Origin of the sequence: Stenotrophomonas sp. JC08, assembly GCF_052180205.1 — a bacterium.
Classification (GTDB): Bacteria; Pseudomonadota; Gammaproteobacteria; order Xanthomonadales; family Xanthomonadaceae; genus Stenotrophomonas.
Genome location: NZ_CP197473.1, coordinates 520,181 through 544,280, shown reverse-complemented (window position 1 = coordinate 544,280; position 24,100 = coordinate 520,181). Strand labels below are relative to the sequence as shown.

17 protein-coding genes and 1 riboswitch are annotated in these 24,100 nt (G+C 67.1%); of the genes, 8 read left to right on the top strand and 9 right to left on the bottom strand.

From position 1 onward, the window contains the following. Positions 1–73 precede the first annotated feature (73 nt). Positions 74–1,072: a tRNA dihydrouridine synthase DusB gene (gene dusB, locus ACSBPQ_RS02360; RefSeq protein ID WP_442683489.1), complete on the top strand. Its 999-nt coding sequence runs from the start codon at positions 74–76 to the stop codon at positions 1,070–1,072. A gap of 188 nt (positions 1,073–1,260) precedes the next feature. Here the strand turns inward: dusB and ACSBPQ_RS02355 are convergent, their stop codons facing one another. Both ACSBPQ_RS02355 and ACSBPQ_RS02350 read right to left on the bottom strand, forming a co-directional pair. Then, positions 1,261–1,920 carry a nitroreductase family protein gene (locus ACSBPQ_RS02355; RefSeq protein ID WP_442683488.1) on the bottom strand — a complete coding sequence of 220 codons (660 nt, stop codon included), beginning with the start codon at positions 1,918–1,920 and terminating at the stop codon, positions 1,261–1,263. A 77-nt stretch (positions 1,921–1,997) separates the two neighbouring features. Further along, positions 1,998–3,071 (bottom strand): metal-dependent hydrolase, encoded by a 1,074-nt coding sequence (locus ACSBPQ_RS02350; RefSeq protein WP_442683487.1) that lies wholly within the window; start codon positions 3,069–3,071, stop codon positions 1,998–2,000. A 152-nt stretch (positions 3,072–3,223) separates the two neighbouring features. On the opposite strand from ACSBPQ_RS02350, the gene metK reads away from it, so the two are divergent. Both metK and ACSBPQ_RS02340 read left to right on the top strand, forming a co-directional pair. Then, complete coding sequence (metK, locus tag ACSBPQ_RS02345) at positions 3,224–4,459, top strand: methionine adenosyltransferase (protein ID WP_442683486.1); 1,236 nt, start codon at positions 3,224–3,226, stop codon at positions 4,457–4,459. Between the two features lie 213 nt (positions 4,460–4,672). Then, complete coding sequence (locus ACSBPQ_RS02340; RefSeq protein WP_442683485.1) at positions 4,673–5,203, top strand: acyl-CoA thioesterase; 531 nt, start codon at positions 4,673–4,675, stop codon at positions 5,201–5,203. Here the strand turns inward: ACSBPQ_RS02340 and ACSBPQ_RS02335 are convergent. From ACSBPQ_RS02335 to ACSBPQ_RS02325, 3 genes are all read right to left on the bottom strand, one after another. Continuing rightward, positions 5,200–8,085, bottom strand: a complete 2,886-nt coding sequence (locus tag ACSBPQ_RS02335; protein ID WP_442683484.1) for a protein kinase domain-containing protein — start codon at positions 8,083–8,085, stop codon at positions 5,200–5,202. The genes ACSBPQ_RS02340 and ACSBPQ_RS02335 overlap by 4 nt on opposite strands. A gap of 28 nt (positions 8,086–8,113) precedes the next feature. After that, positions 8,114–10,825 (bottom strand): phosphoenolpyruvate carboxylase, encoded by a 2,712-nt coding sequence (gene ppc / locus ACSBPQ_RS02330; protein WP_442683483.1) that lies wholly within the window; start codon positions 10,823–10,825, stop codon positions 8,114–8,116. Positions 10,826–11,048: 223 nt separating this feature from the next. Then, positions 11,049–13,556, bottom strand: a complete 2,508-nt coding sequence (locus ACSBPQ_RS02325) for a S9 family peptidase (RefSeq protein ID WP_442683482.1) — start codon at positions 13,554–13,556, stop codon at positions 11,049–11,051. A gap of 115 nt (positions 13,557–13,671) precedes the next feature. Beyond that, a riboswitch (S-adenosyl-L-homocysteine riboswitch) is annotated at positions 13,672–13,809 on the top strand. Between the two features lie 32 nt (positions 13,810–13,841). On the opposite strand from ACSBPQ_RS02325, the gene ahcY reads away from it, so the two are divergent. From ahcY to ACSBPQ_RS02310, 3 genes are all read left to right on the top strand, one after another. Then, complete coding sequence (gene ahcY, locus ACSBPQ_RS02320; protein ID WP_442683481.1) at positions 13,842–15,290, top strand: adenosylhomocysteinase; 1,449 nt, start codon at positions 13,842–13,844, stop codon at positions 15,288–15,290. Between the two features lie 149 nt (positions 15,291–15,439). After that, positions 15,440–15,778: a TfoX/Sxy family protein gene (locus ACSBPQ_RS02315; protein WP_442683480.1), complete on the top strand. Its 339-nt coding sequence runs from the start codon at positions 15,440–15,442 to the stop codon at positions 15,776–15,778. A 192-nt stretch (positions 15,779–15,970) separates the two neighbouring features. Then, the gene (locus ACSBPQ_RS02310; protein WP_442683479.1) at positions 15,971–16,678 is read left to right on the top strand and encodes a hypothetical protein; all 708 of its coding nucleotides are present in this window, start codon (positions 15,971–15,973) and stop codon (positions 16,676–16,678) included. 209 nt (positions 16,679–16,887) lie between these two features. Here the strand turns inward: ACSBPQ_RS02310 and ACSBPQ_RS02305 are convergent, their stop codons facing one another. Next, a complete protein-coding gene (locus tag ACSBPQ_RS02305; RefSeq protein ID WP_442683478.1) occupies positions 16,888–17,442 on the bottom strand; it encodes a DUF3228 family protein in 555 nt (184 codons plus the stop codon). Between the two features lie 274 nt (positions 17,443–17,716). Here ACSBPQ_RS02305 and metF point away from each other — a divergent pair, with 274 nt between their 5' ends. Both metF and ACSBPQ_RS02295 read left to right on the top strand, forming a co-directional pair. Continuing rightward, positions 17,717–18,547, top strand: a complete 831-nt coding sequence (metF, locus tag ACSBPQ_RS02300; RefSeq protein ID WP_442683477.1) for a methylenetetrahydrofolate reductase [NAD(P)H] — start codon at positions 17,717–17,719, stop codon at positions 18,545–18,547. A gap of 59 nt (positions 18,548–18,606) precedes the next feature. Next, positions 18,607–19,233 carry a DUF4124 domain-containing protein gene (locus ACSBPQ_RS02295; protein ID WP_442683476.1) on the top strand — a complete coding sequence of 209 codons (627 nt, stop codon included), beginning with the start codon at positions 18,607–18,609 and terminating at the stop codon, positions 19,231–19,233. Here ACSBPQ_RS02295 and ACSBPQ_RS02290 read toward each other — a convergent pair. From ACSBPQ_RS02290 to ACSBPQ_RS02280, 3 genes are all read right to left on the bottom strand, one after another. Further along, positions 19,223–20,179, bottom strand: a complete 957-nt coding sequence (locus ACSBPQ_RS02290; protein WP_442683475.1) for a Nudix family hydrolase — start codon at positions 20,177–20,179, stop codon at positions 19,223–19,225. The two genes, ACSBPQ_RS02295 and ACSBPQ_RS02290, sit on opposite strands and share 11 nt — an antisense overlap. A gap of 95 nt (positions 20,180–20,274) precedes the next feature. Beyond that, entirely contained in the window at positions 20,275–22,986 is a 2,712-nt protein-coding gene (gene secA, locus ACSBPQ_RS02285; RefSeq protein WP_442683474.1) for a preprotein translocase subunit SecA, read from the bottom strand. A gap of 151 nt (positions 22,987–23,137) precedes the next feature. Then, on the bottom strand, positions 23,138–24,088 hold the full coding sequence (locus ACSBPQ_RS02280) for a M23 family metallopeptidase (RefSeq protein WP_442683473.1): 951 nt from the start codon (positions 24,086–24,088) through the stop codon (positions 23,138–23,140). Positions 24,089–24,100: the final 12 nt, after the last annotated feature.

Here is a 24,100-nt window from a genome sequence, read left to right as displayed (position 1 = left end):
TCCGCGACGGCCCGGCAACGGGCCGTTGTGCTGTCCACCAGCGCCTGCCGGCCCAGCCCTTACAATAGCGTCCATGCAGATTGGCCCCTACACCATCGCGCCCAACGTGGTGCTCGCGCCCATGGCCGGCGTCACCGACAAGCCGTTCCGGCAGCTGTGCAAGCGGCTGGGCGCGGGGCTGGCCGCCTCGGAAATGACCATCTCCGATCCGCGCTTCTGGAACACCCGCAAGTCCCTCCACCGCATGGACCATATCGGCGAACCGGCCCCGATCAGCGTGCAGATCGCCGGTACCGAGCCGCAGCAGCTGGCCGAGGCGGCGCGCTACAACGTCGACCACGGCGCGCAGATCATCGATATCAACATGGGCTGCCCGGCCAAGAAGGTCTGCAACGCCTGGGCCGGCTCGGCGCTGATGCGCGATGAGCAACTGGTGGCGCGCATCCTCGAGGCGGTGGTCGGCGCGGTCGAGGTGCCGGTGACGCTGAAGATCCGCACCGGCTGGTGCGCGGACGTGCGCAACGCGCCGAGCATTGCCCGCATTGCCGAACAGTCGGGCATCGCCGCCCTGGCCATCCACGGCCGCACCCGCGACCAGCACTACACCGGCACCGCCGAGTACGACACCATCGCCGCGATCAAGGCGATGCTGAGCATCCCGGTGCTGGCCAACGGCGACATCGACTCGCCGCAGAAGGCCGAACAGGTGCTTCGCCACACCGGTTGCGACGCGGTGATGGTCGGCCGCGCCGCGCAGGGCCGGCCGTGGATCTTCCGCGAGATCGCCCACTACCTGGCCACCGGCGAAGAACTGCCGCCGCCGACGCTGGCCGAGGTGCGCGACATCCTGCTGGGCCACCTCCACGACCTGCACGCCTTCTACGGCGAGCCGCAGGGCGTGCGCATCGCCCGCAAGCACCTGGGCTGGTACGCAAAGGACCGTCCCGAGAACGCGGCCTTCCGCGCGGTGGTCAACCGTGCCGAGACGCCGGATGAGCAACTGCGGCTGACCGCCGACTACTTCGCTGCACTGATCGCCGGCGAAGCGCCGCTGCTGTCACCGACGGCCTGAACCTGCCCCAGTCCGGCAGCGTCCACACACCAGCCGTTCGCGCCTGAAGCGGCAGACAGCCGTTTGCATCGCAACGCCACCATATAGGTGACGCCTCGCCGTGCGCCATGAAAGAGGCCCGCCAGCAGAACTGGCGGACCCATCCGGCCTGCATCAACGCGCGGGGGAGAGAATCGCGTTGGCGGAGATCAGCCGAACACCTTGAAGCGGGCTTCGTCTTCGATATAGCTCTTTTCGCCGAACTGGCCTTCATTGGAGCCGAACGGCATCTGCGCACGCAGGGTCCAGCTGGCCGGAATGCCCCAGTGCTCGCGCACGGCCTCGTTCACCAGCGGGTTGTAGTGCTGCAGGCTGGCACCGACGCCGGCATCGGCCAGCGCGGTCCACACCGCGAACTGGGCCATGCCGTTGGACTGCTCGCCCCAGATCGGGAAATTCTCGGCATACAGCGGGAACTGCTCCTGCAGGCCCTTGACCACATCGCTGTCGACGAAGAACAGCACGGTGCCGGCACCTGCGGCGAAGCTGTCGATCTTCTTTTCAGTCCCGGCAAAGGCCTCGGCCGGCACGATCTTGCGCAGCTCGTCCCTGGTCAGGTCCCAGAACTTCTGGCTCTCGGCACCGAACAGGATCACCGCACGTGCCGACTGCGCATTGAACGCCGACGGCGCTTCGCGCACGGCGTGCTTGATCAGGCTGGCGGCATCGTTCTGCGTGATCGGCAAGGTCTTGCCGAGGGCGTACTGCGAGCGGCGCTTCTTGTAGAGGGCAATGGCTTGGCTGTTCATGGTCGATACCTTGGAGTCGCGGACCGGCACCATCGCCGGGCCCTGCTTGATGGTCGCCATTTTATTTGCCAGCAAATTCGAAACAATCCGCACAGAAGACATAAATTGTTTCGGATTTGAAACGAATGTACCGTCGCCTACCCCTGCCGCGCATTCACCCCATGCGCGTCCGCCTGGACGTCCTCCGGCGCGGTCCAGATCCGCTGCCACATGCCGGCCAGACGCTGCTTCAGCAGCTCGCGCCCGCCCTGCCCGCGATAGGCCGGCCGCACCTGCTCGGGCGCCATTGCCTGCCAGCGCCCGTCCTCGCTCCGGGCCACGGCGAAATTGAAGTTGTAATCCGGCTCCAACCCCATGCGCAGGTCACTGAGCACCAGTTCGCCATCGCGCACCTGCGCACGCATGAAGCCACGGTTGAACCACTGCAACCGCTGCACCGCCGCAATGTCAGTGGCCTGGCGCAGGGCCTGCACGTTGGAGGAATAACCGGTGAAGTGCATCGGCCCGCGATCGGCCCACAGCGAACGGTCGCCGACCACGTAGCCACTGGGCGTCATCGCCACCACCCGCCATAGCAGTGTGTTGAACGGCATCGGCACCGAGAACCGCGGCGCATCGGCCAGCCCCATCGCTGCCAGCGCCTGGTCGGCGGCACGGTCCACCTGCGCCTTGGCCTGCAGCGACCAGCCCAGATAGCCGCAGCTGAGCACCAGTCCGGCGACCAGCGCCCGCTGCGCCAGCGGCCGTGCCCGCGCAAACCAGGCGATCACGCAGGCCAGCAGCAACCACACGGTGTACAGCGGATCGATGATGAACACGCTCGACCACATCGCCGGCGGCGGCATCAGCGGCCACCACAGCTGGGTGCCGTAGACAGTGAACGCATCCAGCAGCGGATGGGTGACCAGCGCCAGCACGATCGCCCACCACCAGCGCACCGGGGCTGCGGCCACGCGGCCATGGCCGAAGCGGCGGTACAGCCACCAGATCAGCGTGCCCAGCACAGGCAGCACCAGCAGCGAGTGGCTGAAGCTGCGATGGATGGTCATCAGGCTGACCGGATCGCGGGTGAAGGCGGCGATCAGCAGACCATCCAGATCGGGCAAAGTGCCCAATACGGCACCGGTCAGCAGCGCGGCGCGACGGTGGGCAGCAGGGGCGATGGCGGCGGCAACCGCGCCGCCCAGAACAATCTGGCTGAGTGAATCCATGCGCCGATGCTAGCAGTTGGCCGCTCGCCGGCCGGCATCCGTGATGATTTTCTTAACCACCGCCAACATGGCTCAACGCACAATGCACGCCGCGGGCATGAGGTGTATCATGCGCGCCCATCTCTCCATCCGAATCAAAGGATATTGCCTCGATGTCCAGCTACCTGTTCACCTCCGAGTCGGTCTCTGAAGGCCATCCGGACAAGATTGCCGACCAGATCTCCGATGCGGTGCTGGACGCGATCCTGACCCAGGACAAGCGCGCCCGCGTGGCCTGCGAAACCATGGTCAAGACCGGTGCGGCCATCGTCGCCGGCGAAGTCACCACCTCGGCCTGGGTCGACATCGAGGAGCTGACCCGCAAGGTCATCAACGACATCGGCTACAACAATTCCGACGTCGGCTTCGACGGCCACACCTGCGCGATCATCAACATGCTCGGCAAGCAGTCGCCGGACATCGCCGCCGGTGTCGACGGCACCGACAAGAAGGCCAAGAAGCCGGAAGAACAGGGTGCGGGCGACCAGGGCCTGATGTTCGGCTATGCCTGCAACGAAGCCCCGGAGTTCATGCCGGCACCGATCTACTACTCGCACCGCCTGGTCGAGCAGCAGGCCAAGGTCCGCAAGAAGAAGAACTCGCCGCTGCCGTGGCTGCGCCCGGACGCCAAGAGCCAGGTCACCCTGCGCTACGGCGACAACGGCAAGATCGAAGGCCTGGACGCGGTGGTGCTGTCCACCCAGCACGACCCGGGCATCAAGCAGAAGGACCTGATCGAAGCCGTGCGCGAGCACATCCTCAAGCCGGTGCTGCCCAAGGCATGGCTGGATTCGCTGCCGAAGAACAAGATCCACATCAACCCGACCGGCATCTTCGTGATCGGCGGCCCGGTGGGCGACTGCGGCCTGACCGGCCGCAAGATCATCGTCGACACCTACGGCGGCATGGCCCGTCACGGTGGTGGCGCGTTCTCGGGCAAGGATCCGTCCAAGGTTGACCGTTCGGCCGCCTACGCCGCCCGTTACGTCGCCAAGAACGTCGTGGCCGCCGGCCTGGCCGACAAGTGCGAAGTGCAGGTCTCCTACGCCATCGGCGTGGCCGAGCCGACCTCGATCTCGGTCACCACCTTCGGCACCGGCAAGATCGCCGACGCGCAGATCGAGAAGCTGATCCGCGCGCACTTCGACCTGCGCCCGTACGGCATCATCAAGATGCTCGACCTGATCCACCCGATGTACCAGCAGACCGCCGCCTACGGCCACTTCGGCCGCAAGCCGAAGGAGTTCTCCTACGTCGATGGCGACGGCAAGACCCAGACCGCGACCGCCTTCTCCTGGGAGAAGACCGACCGCGCCGAGGCGCTGCGCAAGGCGGCCAAGCTCAAGTAAGGGCAACTCCGCAGGAAACACGGAAGGGTCGCGCAAGCGGCCCTTTCGCTTTGGGAGCTACCGCCGCCACGTGGCGCGGCGCCCTGCTGGTGCCTTACCACTCGAATGCCCGCCGCTGCGGGATCGCCCGGGCCACGGCTGCGGAACGGGACAATCTCCCCACCAGATCTTTCCGGCTGCCCCCTGCCCCTGCGGTAAAGTCGGGCGCCCCCGATGACCCCGAGAACCATATCCGAACCCACACCCCACCAGTTGTCGATGAGCGTGCTGATGACCCCGGAGATGGCCAATTTCTCCGGCAAGGTGCACGGCGGCGCGGTGCTGCGCCTGCTCGACCAGGTCGCCTATGCCTGCGCCAGCCGCTACGCCGGCAACTATGTGGTCACCCTGTCGGTGGACCAGGTGATGTTCCGCCAGCCGATCGCGGTGGGCGAACTGGTGACCTTCCTGGCTTCGGTGAACTACACCGGCACCTCGTCGATGGAGATCGGCATCAAGGTCGTGGCCGAGGACATCCGCAAGGCCAGCGTGCGCCATGCCAACAGCTGCTTCTTCACCATGGTCGCGGTCGATGACGACGGCAAGCCGACACCGGTGCCGCCGTTGCAGCCGCAAACCAGCGACGAGAAACGCCGCTTTGCCGCCGCGCAGATCCGCCGCCAGCTGCGACAGGAGATGGAGCAGCGCCATCTGCAGCTGCTCAAGAACAAGCCGCCCTTTATCCCGCAGGCGGACGCCGACTAGTCCCAGCGCCCCTCCAGCGCCTGCAGGGTGGCTTCGCGCACGCTGCGCAGGCTGGCATTGAGGGTGGCCGGGTCGCTGGCGATCAGCGGGTCGAGGAAGCGGGCGCGGAGGTCGCGCATGCCCGCCTCGTCGTGCAGGTTGAGCAGTGCGACATAAAGCCGGTTCGCACTTTCGATGGTGTTGCCATCGACCATGCCGCGGGTACGCGCCCGGATCTCCAGCGCCTGCGCATGCGCATCGCGCGAGGCTTCCCAGTTGCCGGTATTGCGCTCGATGCGCCCGATCAGGTCGTAGGTGGCGGTGACGAACGGGTGTTCCGCCCCCAGCTGCCGGCCCATCGGCGCCAGCAGCGTCTGTGCCAGCCGCCGCGCCTCGCCCTGGCGGTCTGGCAGGTAGCTCAACAGGCTGGCCAGGCTGCCCTGCGCGAACAGGGTTTCACTGTGCTCCGGCCCCAGCAGCCGCTGGCAATCGGCCAGAAGCTGGCGCTGCAGCGCGATTGCCTCAAGCGTGCGCTCCTGCTTGGACAGCAGGCGGACCTTGGCCACGATGAACTGGCGCGTGGCCGGGTGTTCGATGCCGAGAATCCGTCCCTGTGCCTGCAGCAGCTGGTCGAGCAAGGCTTCGGCCCCGGCGAAGGTTTCCGGCGAATCCGCCAGCCGCACCAGGCTGCCGGCGGCGATGCCCCAGGCCTTGAGCGTGTCCGGATGTTCCGCGCCGAGCCGGCGTTCCCGCACCTCGGCCACCTGCCGTGCCAGTGCGGCGGAATGCTCGTAGTCGTTGTGGGCGAACGCCAGCTCGGCCAGCGTGTCCATGGCCGCCAGCGTACGGTTGGACTCCGGGCCGAAGCGGGCGCGGTACAGCGGCAGCAGCGCATCCATCTCGGCACTGCCTTCGTCGCGCCGTCCAAGCTTGTCCAGCGTGCGCGCGTACTCCCCGCGCAGCAGCAGCAGGGCTTCGTCGTCGGCGGGCAGGGCCGCCATCCACGCCTTGCGCAGCGCGGACTGACGGGCCAGTGCCGCCTGCAGTTCGCCACGCGCCGCCTGCAGCGCCGCCGCGCCGGCCTCGGCAGCGCGGCGCTGCGGGTCCAGCGCCGGCCATGCACGCATCGCCGTCAGCGCCTGGCCATAGGCATCCGCCGCCGACTCCAGCTCACCCTGCAGCGACAGCACCTGCCCCAGATCGATCCGCGCCGACACCACACGCGCATCGGTGGCCGGCAGCATGGCTTCGCGCATCCGCAGCACCTTGCGCAGTTCATCGGCCGCGTGCGGGTACTGGCCGATGGCGATCAACACCCGTGCCAGTGATTGCCGCATGTTGGCCGCCAGCAAGGGGGCATCGGCGAAATCGGCATCCAGCCGCGACAGCGCGTGCGTGACGATCTGCTGGTCGAGCGCATCGCGGGCGATGTCGGGCGCGCCGACCTGGGCGAACGCCTGGCGCAGGCGCACGTCCAGCGGTTGCCCCGGCGCCTGCCGCTCCAGCACTTCCAGCACCTTGCGCTGCTGGGTGCCGGTCATGGCATGGCCCATCGCGTCGATGTCCACGCTTTCCAGCATCGCCTGCTGGAAGTCGATGAGCCGCTGCAGGTTGTGCCCGCGCTTTTCAGCCAGCGCCTGCTGTTCGCGTGCCTCGCGCAGCGCCAGCACCGAGGCCAGCAGGCCGCCCAGCACCGACAGCAGCACCAGCGCGGCGGCCGCCAGCGGCCAGGCGTTGCGACGCAGGAAACGGCGCGTGCGATAGCCCCGTTCGCCGGCCCGCGCACTGACCGGGCGATGGGCCAGATAGCCGCGCAGGTCCTCGGCCAGTGCGGCGACCGAGGCGTAGCGCTGGTCCGGCTCCTTGCGCAGTGCCTTGAGCACGATCGCGTCGATGTCGGCCGGCACCGCGCGCGCGTGTCCCCGCGGCTCGCCGTCGCGCCGCAACCGCCGGCTGGGCGGGGGGACATCGGTATTGGCGATGGCGTTGTACAGGCCGGCCGGGTTGTCGATGTCGGCGAACGGCAGCTCCCCGCAGACCATCTGGTACAGCACCGCGCCCAGCGAATAGACGTCGGTGGCCGTGGTCAGCGGCTTGCAGGCGAGCTGTTCGGGGCTGGCATAGGCCAGGGTCAGGGCGTGCTGGCCGGTGCGCGTGTCGCCGGCCACTGCACTGTCCTCGTCGATCAGGCGGGCGATGCCGAAGTCCAGCAACCGCGCCTGGCCGCGCGCGTCAACCAGGATGTTGGCCGGCTTGAGGTCACGGTGGATGACCAGGCAGCGGTGTGCCTCGGCCACCGCCTCGCAGATTCCGACGAACAGCGCGATGCGTTCATCCAGCGGCAGGCGCGCCGCATGCACGTCCACGCGCTCGCCTTCGACATATTCCATCGCCAGGAACGGGCGACCGTCGGCGAAGATGCCGCCGTCGAGCAGCCGCGCGATGCCCGGATGGTCCAGCCGCGCCAGCAGTTCGCGCTCGCGGGCGAAGCGCTCGCGCAGTTCCGGCGAAGCCTCGGCCACCGGATTGAGCAGCTTCAGCGCGACCTTCTGCACGAAGCCGCCGTGGCTGCGTTCGGCCAGATAGACCACCCCCATGCCGCCAGCGCCCAGACGCTGCAGCAGGCGGTACTCGCGGGCGGCGTCGGCCGAGGCCTCCTGGCCACTCAGGTCCTGCCCGACGTCGGGCGCGAACAGCTCCGGCGAGCGCCATGACACCATCAGCGTCTGGTCGGCCTCCATGCCTGCGAGCAGGGCCCGCACCTCCTCGGCCATCGCCGCATCGGCCGCCACCTCGCGCACGATCAGCGCCTCGCGGGCGGCGCCCTGCAGCTCCAGCGCCTGCATGACGATCTGTTTGATCCGGTGATAGCGCCCGGCGTCCCCTGCTTCCCCTGACTGCATCGTCTCCGTCCCGTCCGGCGCGTCGCCGTCACCCGGTATTCTGCACTCCCTGCGAGACGCCGTTCACACAGGCCACCAGCGCGCGCAGCAAGGCCTCGTCCTCGCGCCCGCTTTCGCGCCAGCGCTGCAGCAGGTCCACCTGCAGCGTGCTGATCGGATCGATGTAGGGATTGCGCAGGCGGATCGACAGCGCCAGGCGCGGATCGTGTTCCAGCAGCTCCTGCTGCCCGCTCAGGCGCTTGACCCAGTGCGCGGTCAGCGCCAGCTCCTCGCGGATCAGCGGGAAGAAGTGCGCATGCAATGGCCCGGCCAGCCGCGAGAACTGCTCGGCGATATGGATGTCGCCCTTGCTCAGCACCATCGCCATGTCGTCGAGGAAAGTCTCGAAGAACGGCCAGTCGTGCGCCATCTCGCGCAACCGCTCCTCATGGCCGGCATCGGCGGCGGCCTGCAGCCCGCTGCCCACCCCGAACCAGCCGGGAATCACCGCACGCGCCTGGCTCCAGGCGAACACCCACGGGATCGCGCGCAGGTTGGACAGCGCCGCATCCTGGCCCAGCCGCCGCGACGGCCGCGAGCCCAGCGTCATGCGCTCGATCACATCGATCGGCGTGGCCTGGCGGAAATAGTCCATGAACTTCGCATCGCCGACGAACGCGCGGTAGGCGCGTGAACTTTCGGCCGCGACGATATCCATCACCGGGATCCACTGCGCCTCGCGCGGTTCGGCCGCACGCGGGCGCAGGCTGGCGCGCAGCACCGCGCCAGCCGACTGCTCCAGCGAACGCAGCGCCAGCGCGCGGATACCGTACTTGCGGTGGATCACCTCGCCCTGCTCGGTCACGCGCAGACGGCCGTCGATGCTGCCGCGCGGCGAGGCGTTGACCGCATGCGTGGTCTTGGTACCGCCGCGGCTGAGCGAACCGCCACGGCCGTGGAAGAAGGTCAGTTTCACGCCATAGCCGGCCGCCGCTTCCAGCAGCTCCACCTGCGCCTGCTGCAGGCCCCAGCGCGAGGCGGCGATGCCGCCATCCTTGCCGCTGTCCGAATAGCCGAGCATCACCATCTGCACGTCGTCACGCGCGGCCAGATGCGCGCGGTAGACCGGATCGGCCAGCAGGTCGTGCAGGGTCGCGGTGCCGCGTTGCAGGTCCTCGACGGTTTCGAACAGCGGCGCGATATCCAGCGGCACCCCGCCCTGCGCATCGACCAGTCCGCCGCGGCGGGCCAGCGCCAGCACCGCCAGCACGTCACCCCGGTCATGCGCCATGGAAATGATGTAGGTACCCAGCGCATCGGCGCCGTGGCGGCGACGCGCGTCTGCCAGTGCCGCGAATGCCTTGTCCAGCCGTTGCCCGCCTTCGTCGGCCGGCGCCGCCAGCTCCGCTGTGCCGGCCGCATACGGTGCCAGCAGCTGCGCGCGGGCGGCGTCATCCAGCGCGGTGAACGCCTCCACACCGCCCAGTACTTCGGCCAGTGCATGCGCGTGCACGCTGGATTCCTGTCGCACATCCAGCCGCGCCAGATGGAAGCCGAAGCTGCGCACCCGCCACAGCAGCCGGCGTACCGAGAACCAGCCGGCATGCTTGCCCTTGTTGGCTTCCAGGCTGTCGAGGATCAGCTGGATATCGTCGATGAACTCGTCCGGGGTGGCATACGCGCCGGGCGCATCGTCCAGTGTGGCCTGCAGCCGCGCGCGCATGCGGTCATTGAGCAGCCGGTACGGCATATCGGCATGGCGCGGACGCGACTGCACCTGCGGCAACAGCCGGCGGTAGTCCTCCACCCGCGCCCGCACCGCGTCGCTGACTCCGACCAGTTCGGTGGACTGGCTGAGCAGGCTGGCCAGCTTGAGCATGTCCTTCAGGTAGAGCTCCAGCACCGCCTGGCGCTGCGCGTTCAAGGTGGCGGTGATGGTGCCGGCGTCCACGTTCGGATTGCCGTCCATGTCGCCGCCGACCCAGGTGCCGAAGCGCAGCAGTCGCGGCAGCGGCAGGGTGCGGCCGAAGGTGTCCCGCAGTGCCTGCTCCAGCGATTCGTAGAACACCGGCATCACCCGGTACAGCACGCGGGTCAGGTAGAAGCCGACATGCTCGCGCTCGTCATCCACGCTCGGCCGTACCGGCGAGGAGTCGGCGGTCTGCCACGAGGCGGTCAGCGCCATGCGGAAGCGCTCGCCATCGGCGGCCTGCTCGCCGGGCGTGCGCTGGCCATCGAGGTTGTCGACCAGCGCGGCCACCATCAGCTGTTCTTTTTCCAGCAGCGCGCGCCGCACCGCCTCGGTCGGATGCGCGGTGAACACCGGTTCGATATCGATGCGCGGCAGCCACTGCGCCAGTTCCTCCAGCGTCACGCCCTGCGCCTTCAGTGCGAGCAGTGCGTCATGCAGGCTGTCCGGCTGCGGCCGCTTGGTGCCGGCGCGCTGGTAATCGCGGCGGCGGCGGATACGGTGCACGCGTTCGGCGATGTTGACCACCTGGAAGTAGGTACTGAACGCCCGCACCAGTGCCTCGGCCTGGCGCGGCGTGCGTCCGGCCAGCTGCGTACTGAGCGTGGCCAGCGGGCCCTGGCTTTCACGCCGCGCGATCGCCGCGGTGCGCACGTCTTCCACTTCATCGAAAAAGGCCGGCGCGACCTGTTCGGAAATAAGCTCACCGACCATGGTGCCAAGGCGACGCACATCGTCGCGCAGGGGCAGGTCGGGGGTGGCGAAGACAACGCTGCTGCGGTACTCGTTCATCCGGAATGCCGAACCTTCGGGGAAGCGGAAGAGCCCAAGACTAACCGAAACACCTGCGGCTTTTTGCAGTGCACCAATACTGAAACAGTTGCATCTGCATGTTGTCTGCAGCCTGTCCCGGCAGACATGAAAACGGGGCGAAGACGCCCCGTCATGACCTTCCACTGCCCCGCCGGCATACGGGCGCGGAACAGGTTCGACCCCATTCCGCGCCCGGGTGGCGTCAGCGGCGCTTGTCCTGTTTGACCGGTGCGGCCAGCCACTGGTCCAGCCAGTCCTCGCTTTCGGCCAGCATGGTCATGATCGATTCGCGCGCGCGGTAGCCGTGCGATTCGTTGGGCAGCATCACCAGCCGCGCGGTGCCGCCCAGTCCCTTCACCGCCGCGAACATGCGCTCGCTCTGCATCGGGAAGGTGCCCGAGTTGTTGTCCTCGGCGCCGTGGATGAACAGGATCGGCGTCTTGATCCGGTCGGCGTAGTTGAACGGCGACATCTTCAGGTAGGTGTCCTGCGCCTTCCAGTAATTGCGCTCCTCGGCCTGGAAGCCGAACGGGGTCAGCGTGCGGTTGTAGGCCCCGGAACGGGCGATGCCGGCCTTGAACAGGTCGGTGTGGGCGAGCAGGTTGGCGGTCATGAACGCGCCATAGGAATGCCCGCCCACGGCGATACGCTCGCGATCGGCAACGCCACGGCGGACCACCTCGTCCACCGCCGCCTGCGCGCTGGCCACCAGCTGCTCGATATAGGTGTCGTTGGGCTCGGCATCGCCCTCACCGATGATCGGCATGCTCGGCGCGCTCAGCACCACATAGCCCTTGGCCAAAAACGCCTGCGGCCCCCAGTAGCTGATCGCATTGAAGCGGTGCGGCGAGCCGGTCACCTGGCTGGCGTCGGCCGCGGACTTGAACTCGGCCGGGTAGGCCCACATCAGCAGCGGCCGCGGGCCGTCTTTCTTCGGGTCGTAACCGGGCGGCAGCAGCAGGTCGCCGGTGAGTTCGACACCATCGTTGCGGGTGTAGCGGATCTGCTCCTTGTTGACCCCGCGCAGCGCCGGCAGCGGATGCGCGAAATGGGTCAACGGCTGCGGTGTGGCATCGGCGCCCAGGCCACGGGTGAACAGGTTGGCCGGCACGTCATTGGATTCGCGGTAGCTCAGCACGCGCGGGTTGTCGCCGTCGATCAGCGCCAGCGGCACTTCGTAATGCGGCGCCTGCGAGTGGAACAGGCGCTCGCTCTTGCCGCTTGCCAGGTCCACCTTGTCCAGGAACGGACGGTCGCCTTCGGCCGAGGCGCCGGCACCGATGCGGTAGAAGCTGTTGCCATCGGCGCTGAGCTGCAAGTGTGAACGGCCGGCGGCATCGAGCTGCAGCACCGGCTCGCCCGGGTCGCTGTAGCGGTCATCGTCCGAGCGCTCGGACAGCAGCACCGGCGCCTGCTCGGGCAGATCCGGGGCGATCTTCCACTGCTTCACCTGCCGGCTCTTCCACCAGAACTCATCGAGCAGCGCCAGTTCACCGCTGGACCAGCGGATGCCGGCATAGCGTGAGCCCAGCTGCGCCAGCGTCACCGGCGGCTTCTCGAACGGCGCGGCCTGCATCAGCACCGCATCGCGAATGGCCGTGTCGCGGGCCGGATCACCGCCGTCCTGCGCTTCGGCCCACACCAGCGTGGCCGGCGCATCGGCACGCCAGCTGATCGAACGCACGCCGGTGGGCACGGCGTCATTGCCGGTCGGCAGGCCATCGACCAGCGGCAGCCGCGCCACGGTGCGCACCAGCTTGCCCTGCGCATCGAGCACCTCGATATTGCGCGGGAAGCGGCTCACCGGCACCGCGTAGGAGAACGGCCGCTGCACGCGCTGGCTGAGCAGGTAGTTGCCGTCGGGCGAGGCTGAAAGACCAAGGTAGATCCCCACCGCACCGACCGGGGTGGTGTCACCGTTGATCGCCACGCGCACCGGCTGCGCCTGCAGGTAGTACTCGAACAGGCGCGCGTCGTCCTCGTTCTTCAGCAGGTCCTGGTAGGTACGCACCGAGCGCACGCCCTGCCCGGCCACGGTTTCCTGGATCGCCGGACCGGCCGGAACGCCATCACCCAGCGGCGCTTCACCCGCACCGGCCCGGCGCTGCATCACCAGCAGCGCGTCACCGCCCGGCAGCCACGCATAGCCGTTGCCGACGATGCTGTTCAGGCCCTGCGCGACCCGCCGCGCACTGGCCGTTCCGACATCCACCAGCCACAGCTCGTTGGCGCCGCTGGCCGGATCGAGCTGGTTGAACGCCAGGTACTTCTGGTCCGGCGACCACGCCAGCGAAGCCACCGACAGCGGCTGCGGCAGGCCGCTGATCTGGCGCTCGGTGCCATCGGCGGTGGAGATCAGCCACAGCTTGCTGCCGAACGAGAAGCGGCTGTCGGACACCGTCTTCGGATTGATCCGCAGCCCGGCCAGCTTCAGCTCGGGCGCGGCCACCTGGGCGATGGACGGCAGCGGCGGGGTCTGCAGCATCGCCGCCAGGTCACGCCTGGGCGACAGGCTCAGGCTCGGCGCACGCGGCGCATCCACCACCGCCTGCAGCGCGGCCGACGGCAGCCGGTAGCCCTCGCCCTGCGCGGCCTTCTGCGCCGTAACAGGGGCCAGCGCCAGTGCCGGCGGCACCGAGAGCAACAGGCCGGCACACAGCACCAGCACCGCGGAAGTGCGCCTGGCGCGGCGGACAGGGGAAACAGTCATGGCAATCCTCAACAACCGGGACAATCGACCAACTTAACAATCTCTGTCGGGGTTCTCCCCTGCCGTTGGTTGGGCCGCGGGCGCAGGCATCGGGCCGCGATATAATTGACGCCCCCGTTCCGAGGGGCGCTGCGACCGTCATCCAGGTCCCTCCAGCGGAATCCGTACCTCCCGGTGCGGACTTCCTGCAGAGTGGAGCCGCACCGACGGCCAGGCTCGGACGGCTTCCATGCAACAACGGCGCCCGGCGAACGCGAGCCTGCTCGCACCACACCGGAGCTTTACATGAACGCTGTTGCCAAGACCTTCTCGCAGGAAGGCGATTACAAGGTTGCCGATATCTCGCTGGCCGACTGGGGCCGCAAGGAGATCGACATCGCCGAGCACGAGATGCCGGGCCTGATGTCGATCCGCCGCAAGCACGCCACCGCCAAGCCGCTCAATGGCGTGCGCGTGACCGGCTCGCTGCACATGACCATCCAGACCGCGGTGCTGATCGAGACCCTGAAGGACATCGGCGCCGACGTGCGCTGGGCCTCGTGCAACATCTTCTCCACCCAGGACCAGGCTGCCGCCGCCATCGCCGCCACCGGCACCCCGGTGTTCGCGTGGAAGGGCGAGACCCTGGAGGAATACTGGGACTGCACCCTGGACGCACTGACCTTCACCCTGGCAGACGGCACCCTGACCGGTCCGGAACTGGTGGTGGACGATGGCGGCGACGTCACCCTGCTGATCCACAAGGGCTATGAACTGGAACAGGGCGACGAAAGCTGGGTCAACTCTGCCTCGGGCAGCCACGAGGAACAGGTGATCAAGAACCTGCTCAAGCGCGTGGCCGTGGAGCGCCCGGGTTACTGGACCCGCGTGGTCGCCGGCTGGAAGGGCGTGTCCGAAGAGACCACCACCGGCGTGCACCGCCTGTACCAGATCGCCGAGCAGGGCAAGCTGCTGATCCCGGCGATCAACGTCAACGACTCGGTCACCAAGAGCAAGTTCGACAACCTGTACGGCTGCCGCGAATCGCTGGCCGATGGCCTGAAGCGTGCGCTGGACGTGATGCTGGCCGGCAAGGTCGCCGTGGTCTGCGGCTACGGCGACGTCGGCAAGGGCTCGGCCGCCTCGCTGCGCGCCTACGGCGCGCGCGTGATCGTCACCGAGATCGACCCGATCTGCGCGCTGCAGGCGGCGATGGAAGGCTATGAAGTGAACACGGTCGAATCGACCCTGGGCACCGCCGACATCTATGTCACCACCACCGGCAACAAGGACATCATCCGCGTCGAACACCTCAGCGCGATGAAGGACCAGGCCATCGTCTGCAACATCGGCCACTTCGACAACGAGATCCAGGTCGATGCGATGAAGGCGCTGCCGGGCCTGGTGCACACCAACATCAAGCCGCAGGTGGACAAGTACACCTTCGCCAACGGCAACAGCATCTTCCTGCTGGCCGAAGGCCGCCTGGTCAACCTGGGCTGCGCCACCGGCCACCCGAGCTTCGTGATGTCCAACTCGTTCGCCAACCAGACCCTGGCGCAGATCGACCTGTGGGCCAACAAGGACGTCTACGAGAAGACCGTCTACCGCCTGCCCAAGCAGCTGGACGAGGAAGTGGCGCGCCTGCACCTGGAAAAGATCGGCGTGAAGCTGACCACCCTGACCACCGAACAGGCCGACTACCTCGGCGTGCCGGTCGAAGGCCCGTACAAGCCGGACCACTACCGCTACTGATCGGCCTGCCGGTCACTGCGTGAAACACGGAACGGGCGCCGCAAGGCGCCCGTTTTCCGTCCCGCTGCCGCGATTACGGGGATGCAGCGCTCCGACGCCGGGCGCATCATTCCTATCCGGATTGCGCACCTCCCACCACAGGCACCGTCATGGGCACCGACCGCGATTTCATCGACTACATCTCCGAGCAGATCGATCTGGGCAGCCGCCTGAGCCACAGGAAGATGTTTGGCGAGTACGCGCTGTATGTGGATGGCAAGGTGGTGGCCTTCGCCTGCGACAACAGCCTGTTCGTGAAACCGTCCGCCGCTGCGGCCGCGCTGGTTCCACCGCTGCCGCAGCGCCCGCCCTACCCCGGCGCCAAGGACTACCCGGTGGCCGACGAGCTGCTCGATGACAGCGAGGCGATACGGCGGCTGATCCTGCAGACCGCCGAACTGATGCCGCCACCGATGCCGAAGACCGGCAAGCGATCTCCGGCCCGCTGAGTAGCGCAATGCGGCGGCCGGCCGCGGGAAGGCACACATCTGCCGGGCCGGATCGCTGCCGACCGCCCAACAGCGCATTGCGGGGACGTTGCAGATGGGCTGCAGGACGTGCGCTTCTTTGTAGCGCTGCGTGCCAATGGCATCATCGGCGCGCACACACCTGCATGCAGGTCACATCCATCAGGGGGCACGATGAAATTCGCACGATTGCCGATCGGCTTGCTGGCACTGGCACTGATTGGCTGCAACGGCAGCGCACCGGAAAGCCATGACCGGCGACTGGACGCGCTGATGCCCACCACCAGCGAGGAACTGGAGGCGGCAAAAGCACAGCTGTGGGAGCTGCCCGAGGAAGAGCGCAAGCTGCTGATCGAGTATTTCGTGCGCAAGAATCTTGGCGATGACTTTTTTGGCGAAGGGGTTCCCCAGGGCATCACCTTCGCGCAGGCGCTGGAAGAACAGCGCGTCTATGTCGCCGAACAGAACACCGACGAAGCCCGGCTTGCGCGTCGTCAGGCCGAAGCCGTCCAGCAGATGCGCGAAGCCATGCGGGCCACGCTCCCGCAGACCGCGATCAGTCGCGCAGAGGATGGCAGTGAGCACCTGCAGATAACAGCAAGGTTCATCAACGAAGGCGTGCTGGGCATCAAGGCCTTCAAAGGCCGGCTCACACTGACCGACCAGTTCGATGAAGTGGTCTCGATACTGGATATCCGCAACGACGATGCCATCGAAGCCGGGCAGGTGCTGCAGTGGCAAGGCAGCCGTCCACTGCAGCAGGATGCGCACAATGACGACCGTCGTCTGGCCGCCTTGAAGCCCGACCAGTATCGCGTGCGCTGGGAGCCCAGCGAGATGCTGTTTGCCGATATGACCCGGATCCGCGTACCCGGCGAATAACCCCGGGCGCAGTCGGGCTCTTCGGCCCGATGGAAGTGCTCGAGCACTTCCATCGGGCGAACCGGCACGGCCCGTGGGTCTATCCATGAAACGTGCAATGTGTGCGTGACGATCCGCACTTCAACCGGCAACAGAGCAAGCGCCCTGTGACCGGTGCCAAGGGCTGAACGCAAGCACGCCCCGCCCGGCACGCGCCTTCAGATAGAGGCTCAGCGCCAGTTGGCGTTGTTGTCCCAGAATTCGACCGCGCGCGCATAGGCGGCGCGGTCGATCGGCACGCCGGAGCCGCCCTCCTCCACGCCGAGTGCGTTGCGCATCATCGTGATCGGCGCCATCGGCACTTCTTCCGGCTCGGCGGTGTAGATGCAGCCGACCACGCCCCACTCGGCTTCGATCGGCGCGCCTTCCTTGGCCATCTGTTCGGCGCTGTACAGGATCACCACCAGGTACTCGGCCACTGGTGGCTCCACACCCTCGAACCAGCGCACCAGCACCGGCAGCTCCTCTTTGGTGCGTGCCTCGTAGGCCGAGCGCAGCTGGTGACGGTTGTCGTCCGTGATCGGCACGGTCAGGCAGCGGGTGGAGGTCCAGTTGCGGTGCACATGCAGCTTGCAGAATGGCGCGTAGCCATCGAGCACCTTGTACGGCACATGGGCGTTGAGGTGCTGCTCGAACTGCTCCGGCGTGATGTCCTGGATGGTGTTGGCGCGCGGCGTGCGCGGGAACAGGCGGGTACGGGCAAACGGGGTGAGTTGGATCGACATGGAACACAGCGCCACGGCAGAAGACAGCGCGCATTCTCGGCCATCCGGCAGCTGGGTGTATCCCGGCACCACGGTTCAGCGCGACCGCCCGGCGCCCGGCGCCCGGTCACCACACTGTTACCAGCCGGCCCTGCCGTCCGCCTTCGGCATCTGCAGCGTCCGATTGCCAACGCACGCTATCCCCTGTGCACCGAGCCACGGCACAGATGAAACAATTGCACATCCATCTTGATGGAGAGATATAATCTCCACCATTCCAGATACCGGGCTCCCCATGACCGCGATCAGCTTCGAGTTCTATCCACCGAAAACCGACGACCAGCGTGCCCAGCTGGACCGCACCGCGAGCAAGCTCAAGGCGCACGCGCCCGACTATGTGTCGTGCACGTTCGGTGCCGGCGGCTCGACCCTGAGCTACACCTCCGAGACCGTGCGCCACCTCAACCAGCACCACGGCCTGCAGGCGGCACCGCACCTGTCCTGTGTCGGCGGCACCCGCGAGGAGATCCGCGAGCTGCTCAAGCTGTACCGCGCCATCGGCGTCAACCGCATCATCGCCCTGCGCGGCGACCTGCCCTCGGGCATGGGCTTTCCCGGCGACCTGCGCTACGCCTCGGACCTGATCGCCTTCATCCGCGCCGAACATGGCGACGCCTTCCGCATCGAGGCCGCCGCGTATCCGGAAACCCATCCGCAGGCCAGCTGCGCACTGGCCGACCTGCGCCACTTCAAGACCAAGATCGACGCCGGCGCCGACGCCGCCATCACCCAGTATTTCTACAACGCCGACGCCTATTTCCACTTCGTCGACGCGGTACGCAAGCTGGGCGTGGAGGTGCCGATCATCCCCGGCATCATGCCGATCTCCAACTTCAGCCAGCTGCGGCGCTTCTCCGAGCAGTGCGGCGCGGAAATCCCGCGCTGGATCAGCAAGCGCATGCAGGCCTATGGCGACGACGCCGACTCGATCCGCGAGTTCGGTGCCGACGTGGTGGCCGCGCTGTGTGAACGGCTGATCGAGACCGGGGTGCCGTCACTGCATTTCTACACACTCAACCTCGCACGCCCGACCAGCGCGGTACTGCGCCGCCTGGGCCGCGCCTGAGACGGCACCATCACATCACTCCGCTTTCTACCGTCGCGGCCAGCGACTACCCTTGAGCGATGCGAATCGCCCTGTCATTGCTGTTGTGCTGCACCGCCGCCGGCGCGTTGCCGCTGCAGGCGCAGCAGATCCACCGCTGCACCGATGCGCAGGGCCAGACGGTCTACGGCGACAAGCCCTGCGAGGTGATGGGCGCGCGGGCGCGGCTGCCACCGGCCGGTTCGCGTGCCATGGGCGGCAGCGGGCTGTACCGCGACAGCTGCGCGCGACGGCTCAGCGAGGTGGTGGCACAGATCCGCAGCGCCGTGGATGCGCGTGATGCCAACCGGCTGTCCGGCATCTATCTGTGGAACGGGCTCTCCACCGCCGCCGCCACGCAGGTGATGGAGCGACTGGACGCGATCGTGCATCGCCCGCTGGTCGACATCGCGCCGGTATTTCCCGCCGAACCGGTCTACCAGCCCGCGCCACCGCAACCGTCAACCTACGGCGATGGCACGCCGGTAGGGGCATCGCAGGAAACGGCGCCGGAGCCGGTTGTCATCGACGATGCACCAGCCCCCGCGCCACCACCGCGGCGACCGGTGGGACTGCGCCTGGAGCAGACACTGGGCAACCGCGCCACGCCCTCACGGACGGTGTTCAACCTGCGCCGCCAGTACAACTGCTTCTGGATCAGCCTGTAACGGCGCCCGGCCACAGCGCGCGGATCGCGGCGATCCCCTGGCCACCATGGCCGCGCGCAACGCCGACATCCGCCACGCCAAGCCCGCCGATGGCGTAGATCGGCAACGAGACCTGCTCGCGCAGGCGCTCGAACTCCGGCCAGCCGATGCCGGCCACGCCGGGATGGCTGGCGGTGGCCTGCACCGGGCCAAGCACCGCGAAATCGCAGCCCAGCTGTTGCGCCGCCCGCAGCTGCTGCAGGTCATGGCAGGAGGCGCCAACCGGCAGGTGTGCCGGCAACGGCCGGTGCGACAGCTGCGACAGCTGCTCCGCCCCCAGATGCACGCCCACGGCCAGCTCCCGCGCCAGCGCGATATCGCGGTTGAGCAGGATCTCGATATCAGGCCCCAGCCGTTCCACCGCCTGCCGCGCCAATTCAGCACGGCCGGCGAAGCGCGGCGTACGCAACTGCACGCGGCGGATGCCACTGCCCGGCGCGCTTTGCAGCGCATCCAGCCACTGGCCGCTGGCATCGGCTGTAGGTTCCGGAGTGACCAGATAGCAGTCGGGCTGGCGCAGCGCCGCCACCACCGGCAGATCGGCCGGCGGCATCGAATAGCGCGACAGCTTGTCCGCCGCCACCCAGGTGATGGCCTGCCCTTCCCGGCCCCGCGCCACGCCCTTCCAGCTGTGCACCCGGCGCACTTCCAGCCGCAGCCGCTTGTCCGGATAGACCTGCGGCACGTCCATCAGCCACTCGCCCACCTCGGCCTCGATGCCGAGCTCTTCGTACAGCTCGCGTGCCAGTGCCTGTTCGGAGGTTTCCCCGGGCTCGCGCTTGCCGCCGGGGAACTCCCACAGCCCGGCCATGTCGCTGTCGCCACTACGGCGATTGAGCAGGATGCGGCCACGCACGTCGGTGATGACGGCGGCCACGACATGGATCGAGCGCGAAGGGGAAGTCATGCGCCGAGAATGCCGAAAACCCGCCTGTCCACGCAACATTCCCGTACCGGGTAACGCCCAGAAAAAAGCCCCGCACCGGGCGGGGCTTTGATCGATCAGCTCAACTGGCCGTGGCAGTGCTTGTACTTCTTGCCGCTGCCACACGGACACGGCTCGTTGCGGCCGACCTTCGGCTCGTTGGCCTCGTTCAACACGTCGGCGGCTTCCTCGTCGGCGCTGTAGCCGCCGCTGCCCTGGTGCTGGAACTGCGACATCTGCAGGCGCGCCTCGGCCTGCTGGCGCTCCAGTGCCTCCATCGCCGCCACTTCCTCCTCGCTGCGGATGCGCACGCGTGCGAGCAGGTTGATCACTTCGCGCTTGACCTCTTCCAGCATGCTGGAGAACAGCTCGAACGCTTCCTTCTTGTACTCCTGCTTGGGCTGCTTCTGCGCATAACCGCGCAGGTAGATGCCCTGCCGCAGGTAGTCCATGCGCGCCAGATGTTCCTTCCAGCTCTGGTCGAGCACGGTCAGCATCACGTGCTTTTCCAGCGCGCGCATGGTCTCGCCGCCAACCGCGGCCTCCTTCTGCTCGAAGTGCTCGTCCAGACGCACCACCACCTTCTGCGCAATGCCTTCGGCGTCCAGTTCCTCGTGCTGCTTGAACAGCTCGACCAGATCCATCTCCACGCCCAGCTCGCTGGCCAGCGTGGCCTGCAGGCCCGGCAGGTCCCACTGCTCGTCGATCGAGTTTTCCGGCACGAAACGGGTCACCAGGTCGTAGACCACGTCGCCACGGATACCGTCGACGTTGTCCTTGACCGAATCGGCCTCCAGCAGCTCGTCACGCTGGGCGTAGATCACCTTGCGCTGGTCGTTGTTGACGTCGTCGAAATCCAGCAGGTTCTTGCGGATATCGAAGTTGTGCGCTTCCACCTTGCGCTGCGCCTTCTCGATCTGGCGGCTGACCAGGCGGTCCTCGATGACGTCGTCTTCCTTCATGCCCATCATGCGCATCGCCTTCTGCACCCAGTCCGAGGCGAAGATGCGCATCAGGTTGTCTTCCAGCGACAGGTAGAAGCGCGACGAACCCGGATCACCCTGGCGACCGGAACGGCCACGCAGCTGGTTGTCGATACGCCGCGATTCGTGACGCTCGGTGCCGACGATATGCAGGCCGCCAGCAGCCTTGACCGCATCGTGGCGCTCCTGCCATGCGGCCTTCACCGCGGCCTTCTGCTCGTCGCTGATGTCTTCGCCCAGCTCGCGCAGCTCGGTTTCCAGCGAGCCGCCCAGCACGATGTCGGTACCACGGCCGGCCATGTTGGTGGCGATGGTCACCGAGCCCGGACGGCCGGCATTGGCGACGATGGTCGCTTCGCGGTCATGCTGCTTGGCGTTGAGCACTTCGTGGTGCACGCCGGCCTTGCGCAGGTGCTCGGACAGCATCTCCGAGGTTTCGATCGAGGTGGTGCCGACCAGCACCGGCTGGCCACGCTTGGCGCAGTCCTCGATATCGGCCAGCACCGCGTTGAACTTGCCCTGGCGGTTGAGGAACACCTGGTCGGGATGGTCCTTGCGCACGGTCGGCTTGTTGGTGGGGATCACCACCACTTCCAGGTTGTAGATGCTCTGGAATTCGAAGGCTTCGGTATCGGCCGTACCGGTCATGCCGGACAGCTTCTTGTACATGCGGAACAGGTTCTGGAAGGTGATGCTGGCCAGCGTCTGGTTCTCGCGCTGCACCGGCACGCCTTCCTTCGCTTCCACCGCCTGGTGCAGGCCGTCGGACCAGCGCCGTCCGGACAGGGTGCGGCCGGTGAATTCGTCAACGATCACCACTTCGCCATCGCGCACGATGTAGTCCACGTCGCGCTGGTAGATCGCGTGGGCGCGCAGCGCGGCGTTGAGGTGATGGACCACGGTCAGGTTCTGCGCGGCATACAGCCCGCCTTCGTTGTCCTCACCGAGGATGCCGGCTTCGCGCAGCAGTTCCTCGGCGTGCTCCATGCCCGCTTCGGACAGGTGCACCTGCTTGCCCTTCTCGTCGACCCAGAAATCGCCTTCGCCTTCCTCGGTCTCCTGCTTGATCAGGTTCGGCACCACGCGGTTGACGCGGATGTACAGCTCCGGGGAGTCGTCGGCCGGGCCGGAGATGATCAGCGGGGTGCGCGCCTCGTCGATCAGGATCGAGTCGACTTCATCGACGATCGCATAGTGCAGGCCGCGCTGGTAACGGTCGTTCCGACTCAGCGCCATGTTGTCGCGCAGGTAGTCGAAACCGAACTCGTTGTTGGTGCCGTAGGTGATGTCGCTGTTGTAGGCCTCGCGCTTGTCGCCGTGCGGCATGCCCGGATAGACCACGCCCACGCTCAGGCCCAGCCAGTTGTACAGCCGGCCCATCTGCGCGGCGTCGCGGCGGGCGAGGTAGTCGTTCACGGTGACCACGTGCACGCCCTTGCCTTCCAGCGCGTTGAGGTACACCGGCAGCGTGGCCACCAGGGTCTTGCCTTCACCGGTACGCATCTCGGCGATCTTGCCCAGGTGCAGCACCATGCCGCCGATCAGCTGCACGTCGTAATGGCGCATGCCCAGCACGCGCGTGGAGGCCTCGCGGCAGACCGCGAAGGCTTCCGGCAGCACCTTGTCCAGGGTTTCGCCGTTGGCAATGCGCTCGCGCAGGGCAGGTGTCTTGGCCTTCAGCTCGTCATCGGAGAGCTTCTGCATCTCCGGTTCCAGGGCGTTGATCTTGGCGACGATACGGTTGAGCTGGCGGAGCTGGCGCTCGTTGCGGCTGCCAAAAACGCGGGTAAGCAGGCTGTTGATCATTGAAGGAACCGGTTTGAATGGAATGCCATGCGTGGCCCCGATACGGCGGGCCCGCCGGACACAAACGAAACAGGGCGCAATGCGCCCTGTCGATGGCAACGCCTATTGTAACTTGGGGCGGGCGGTTGGCGATTCAAGCGCCCACCCGCCCTCAACCGCGGGCGCGACGCCCCACCGGGGTGTTGCCGCCCTCGCCAAGGAACTTGCGCGGATTGACCGGATTGCCGCGTTCCCACACTTCAAAGTGCACGTGCGCACCGGTCGAACGGCCACTGGAACCGGCCTTGGCCACTTCCTGCCCGGCACGGACCAGGTTGCCCTCGCGCACGGTCAGGCGTGAATTGTGCGCATAAAGCGTCTTGTAGCCGTTGCCGTGGTCGACCTCGACCACGTTGCCGTAGCCGCCCTTGACCCCGGAGAAGCTGACCACGCCATCGGCCACCGACATCACCGGATCACCGACCCGGGCGTGGAAATCCATGCCGCGGTGGTTGGCACGGCCGCGGCCGAACGGGTCGGCGCGGGTGCCGAAGCTGGAGGTGATGTAGGTGTTGCTGATCGGCATCCGCGAGGGCACCGCGTTCTGTTCGAGCTGGTGGTCGAACAGCAACGATTCCAGCACCGACAGCTGCTTGCCCGAAGCGGCAAAGCGCTGTTCCAGCATCTGTAAGTCGCTGTTGACCGCGCTGACCGGGATATCCTGGGTCGGGCCGGGTTCGCCTTCACCCATACCCGGGGTCTCGTTGAAATCGAACTCGCCGTCTTCCAGCTTGCCCATCTGGGTCAGCCGGTCACCGAGCGCGTTGAGACGGGTGGCCTGCGCCTGCAGCTCGCCCAGCCGGGCGGCCAGCGCGTTGACCTGGGTCTGCGCATCGGCACGGACCTTGGCCAGCTCCTGCTCCTGCCGCTCCACCTTGGCCTGCAACGCCGAGTCGCCCACCATGCCGATGGCCAGGCTCAACGCCACACCCATCAGGCAACCTATACCCAGCACACTGCCCAACAGGGCTTGAGGACGATCCTCAAAGAACATCTGCACGCGTGCCAGCGGCGTTTTGGCCTTTTGTTCACGCGTTTTGATTACGATCTTTTTGAATGTCATTGAAGAATTCTT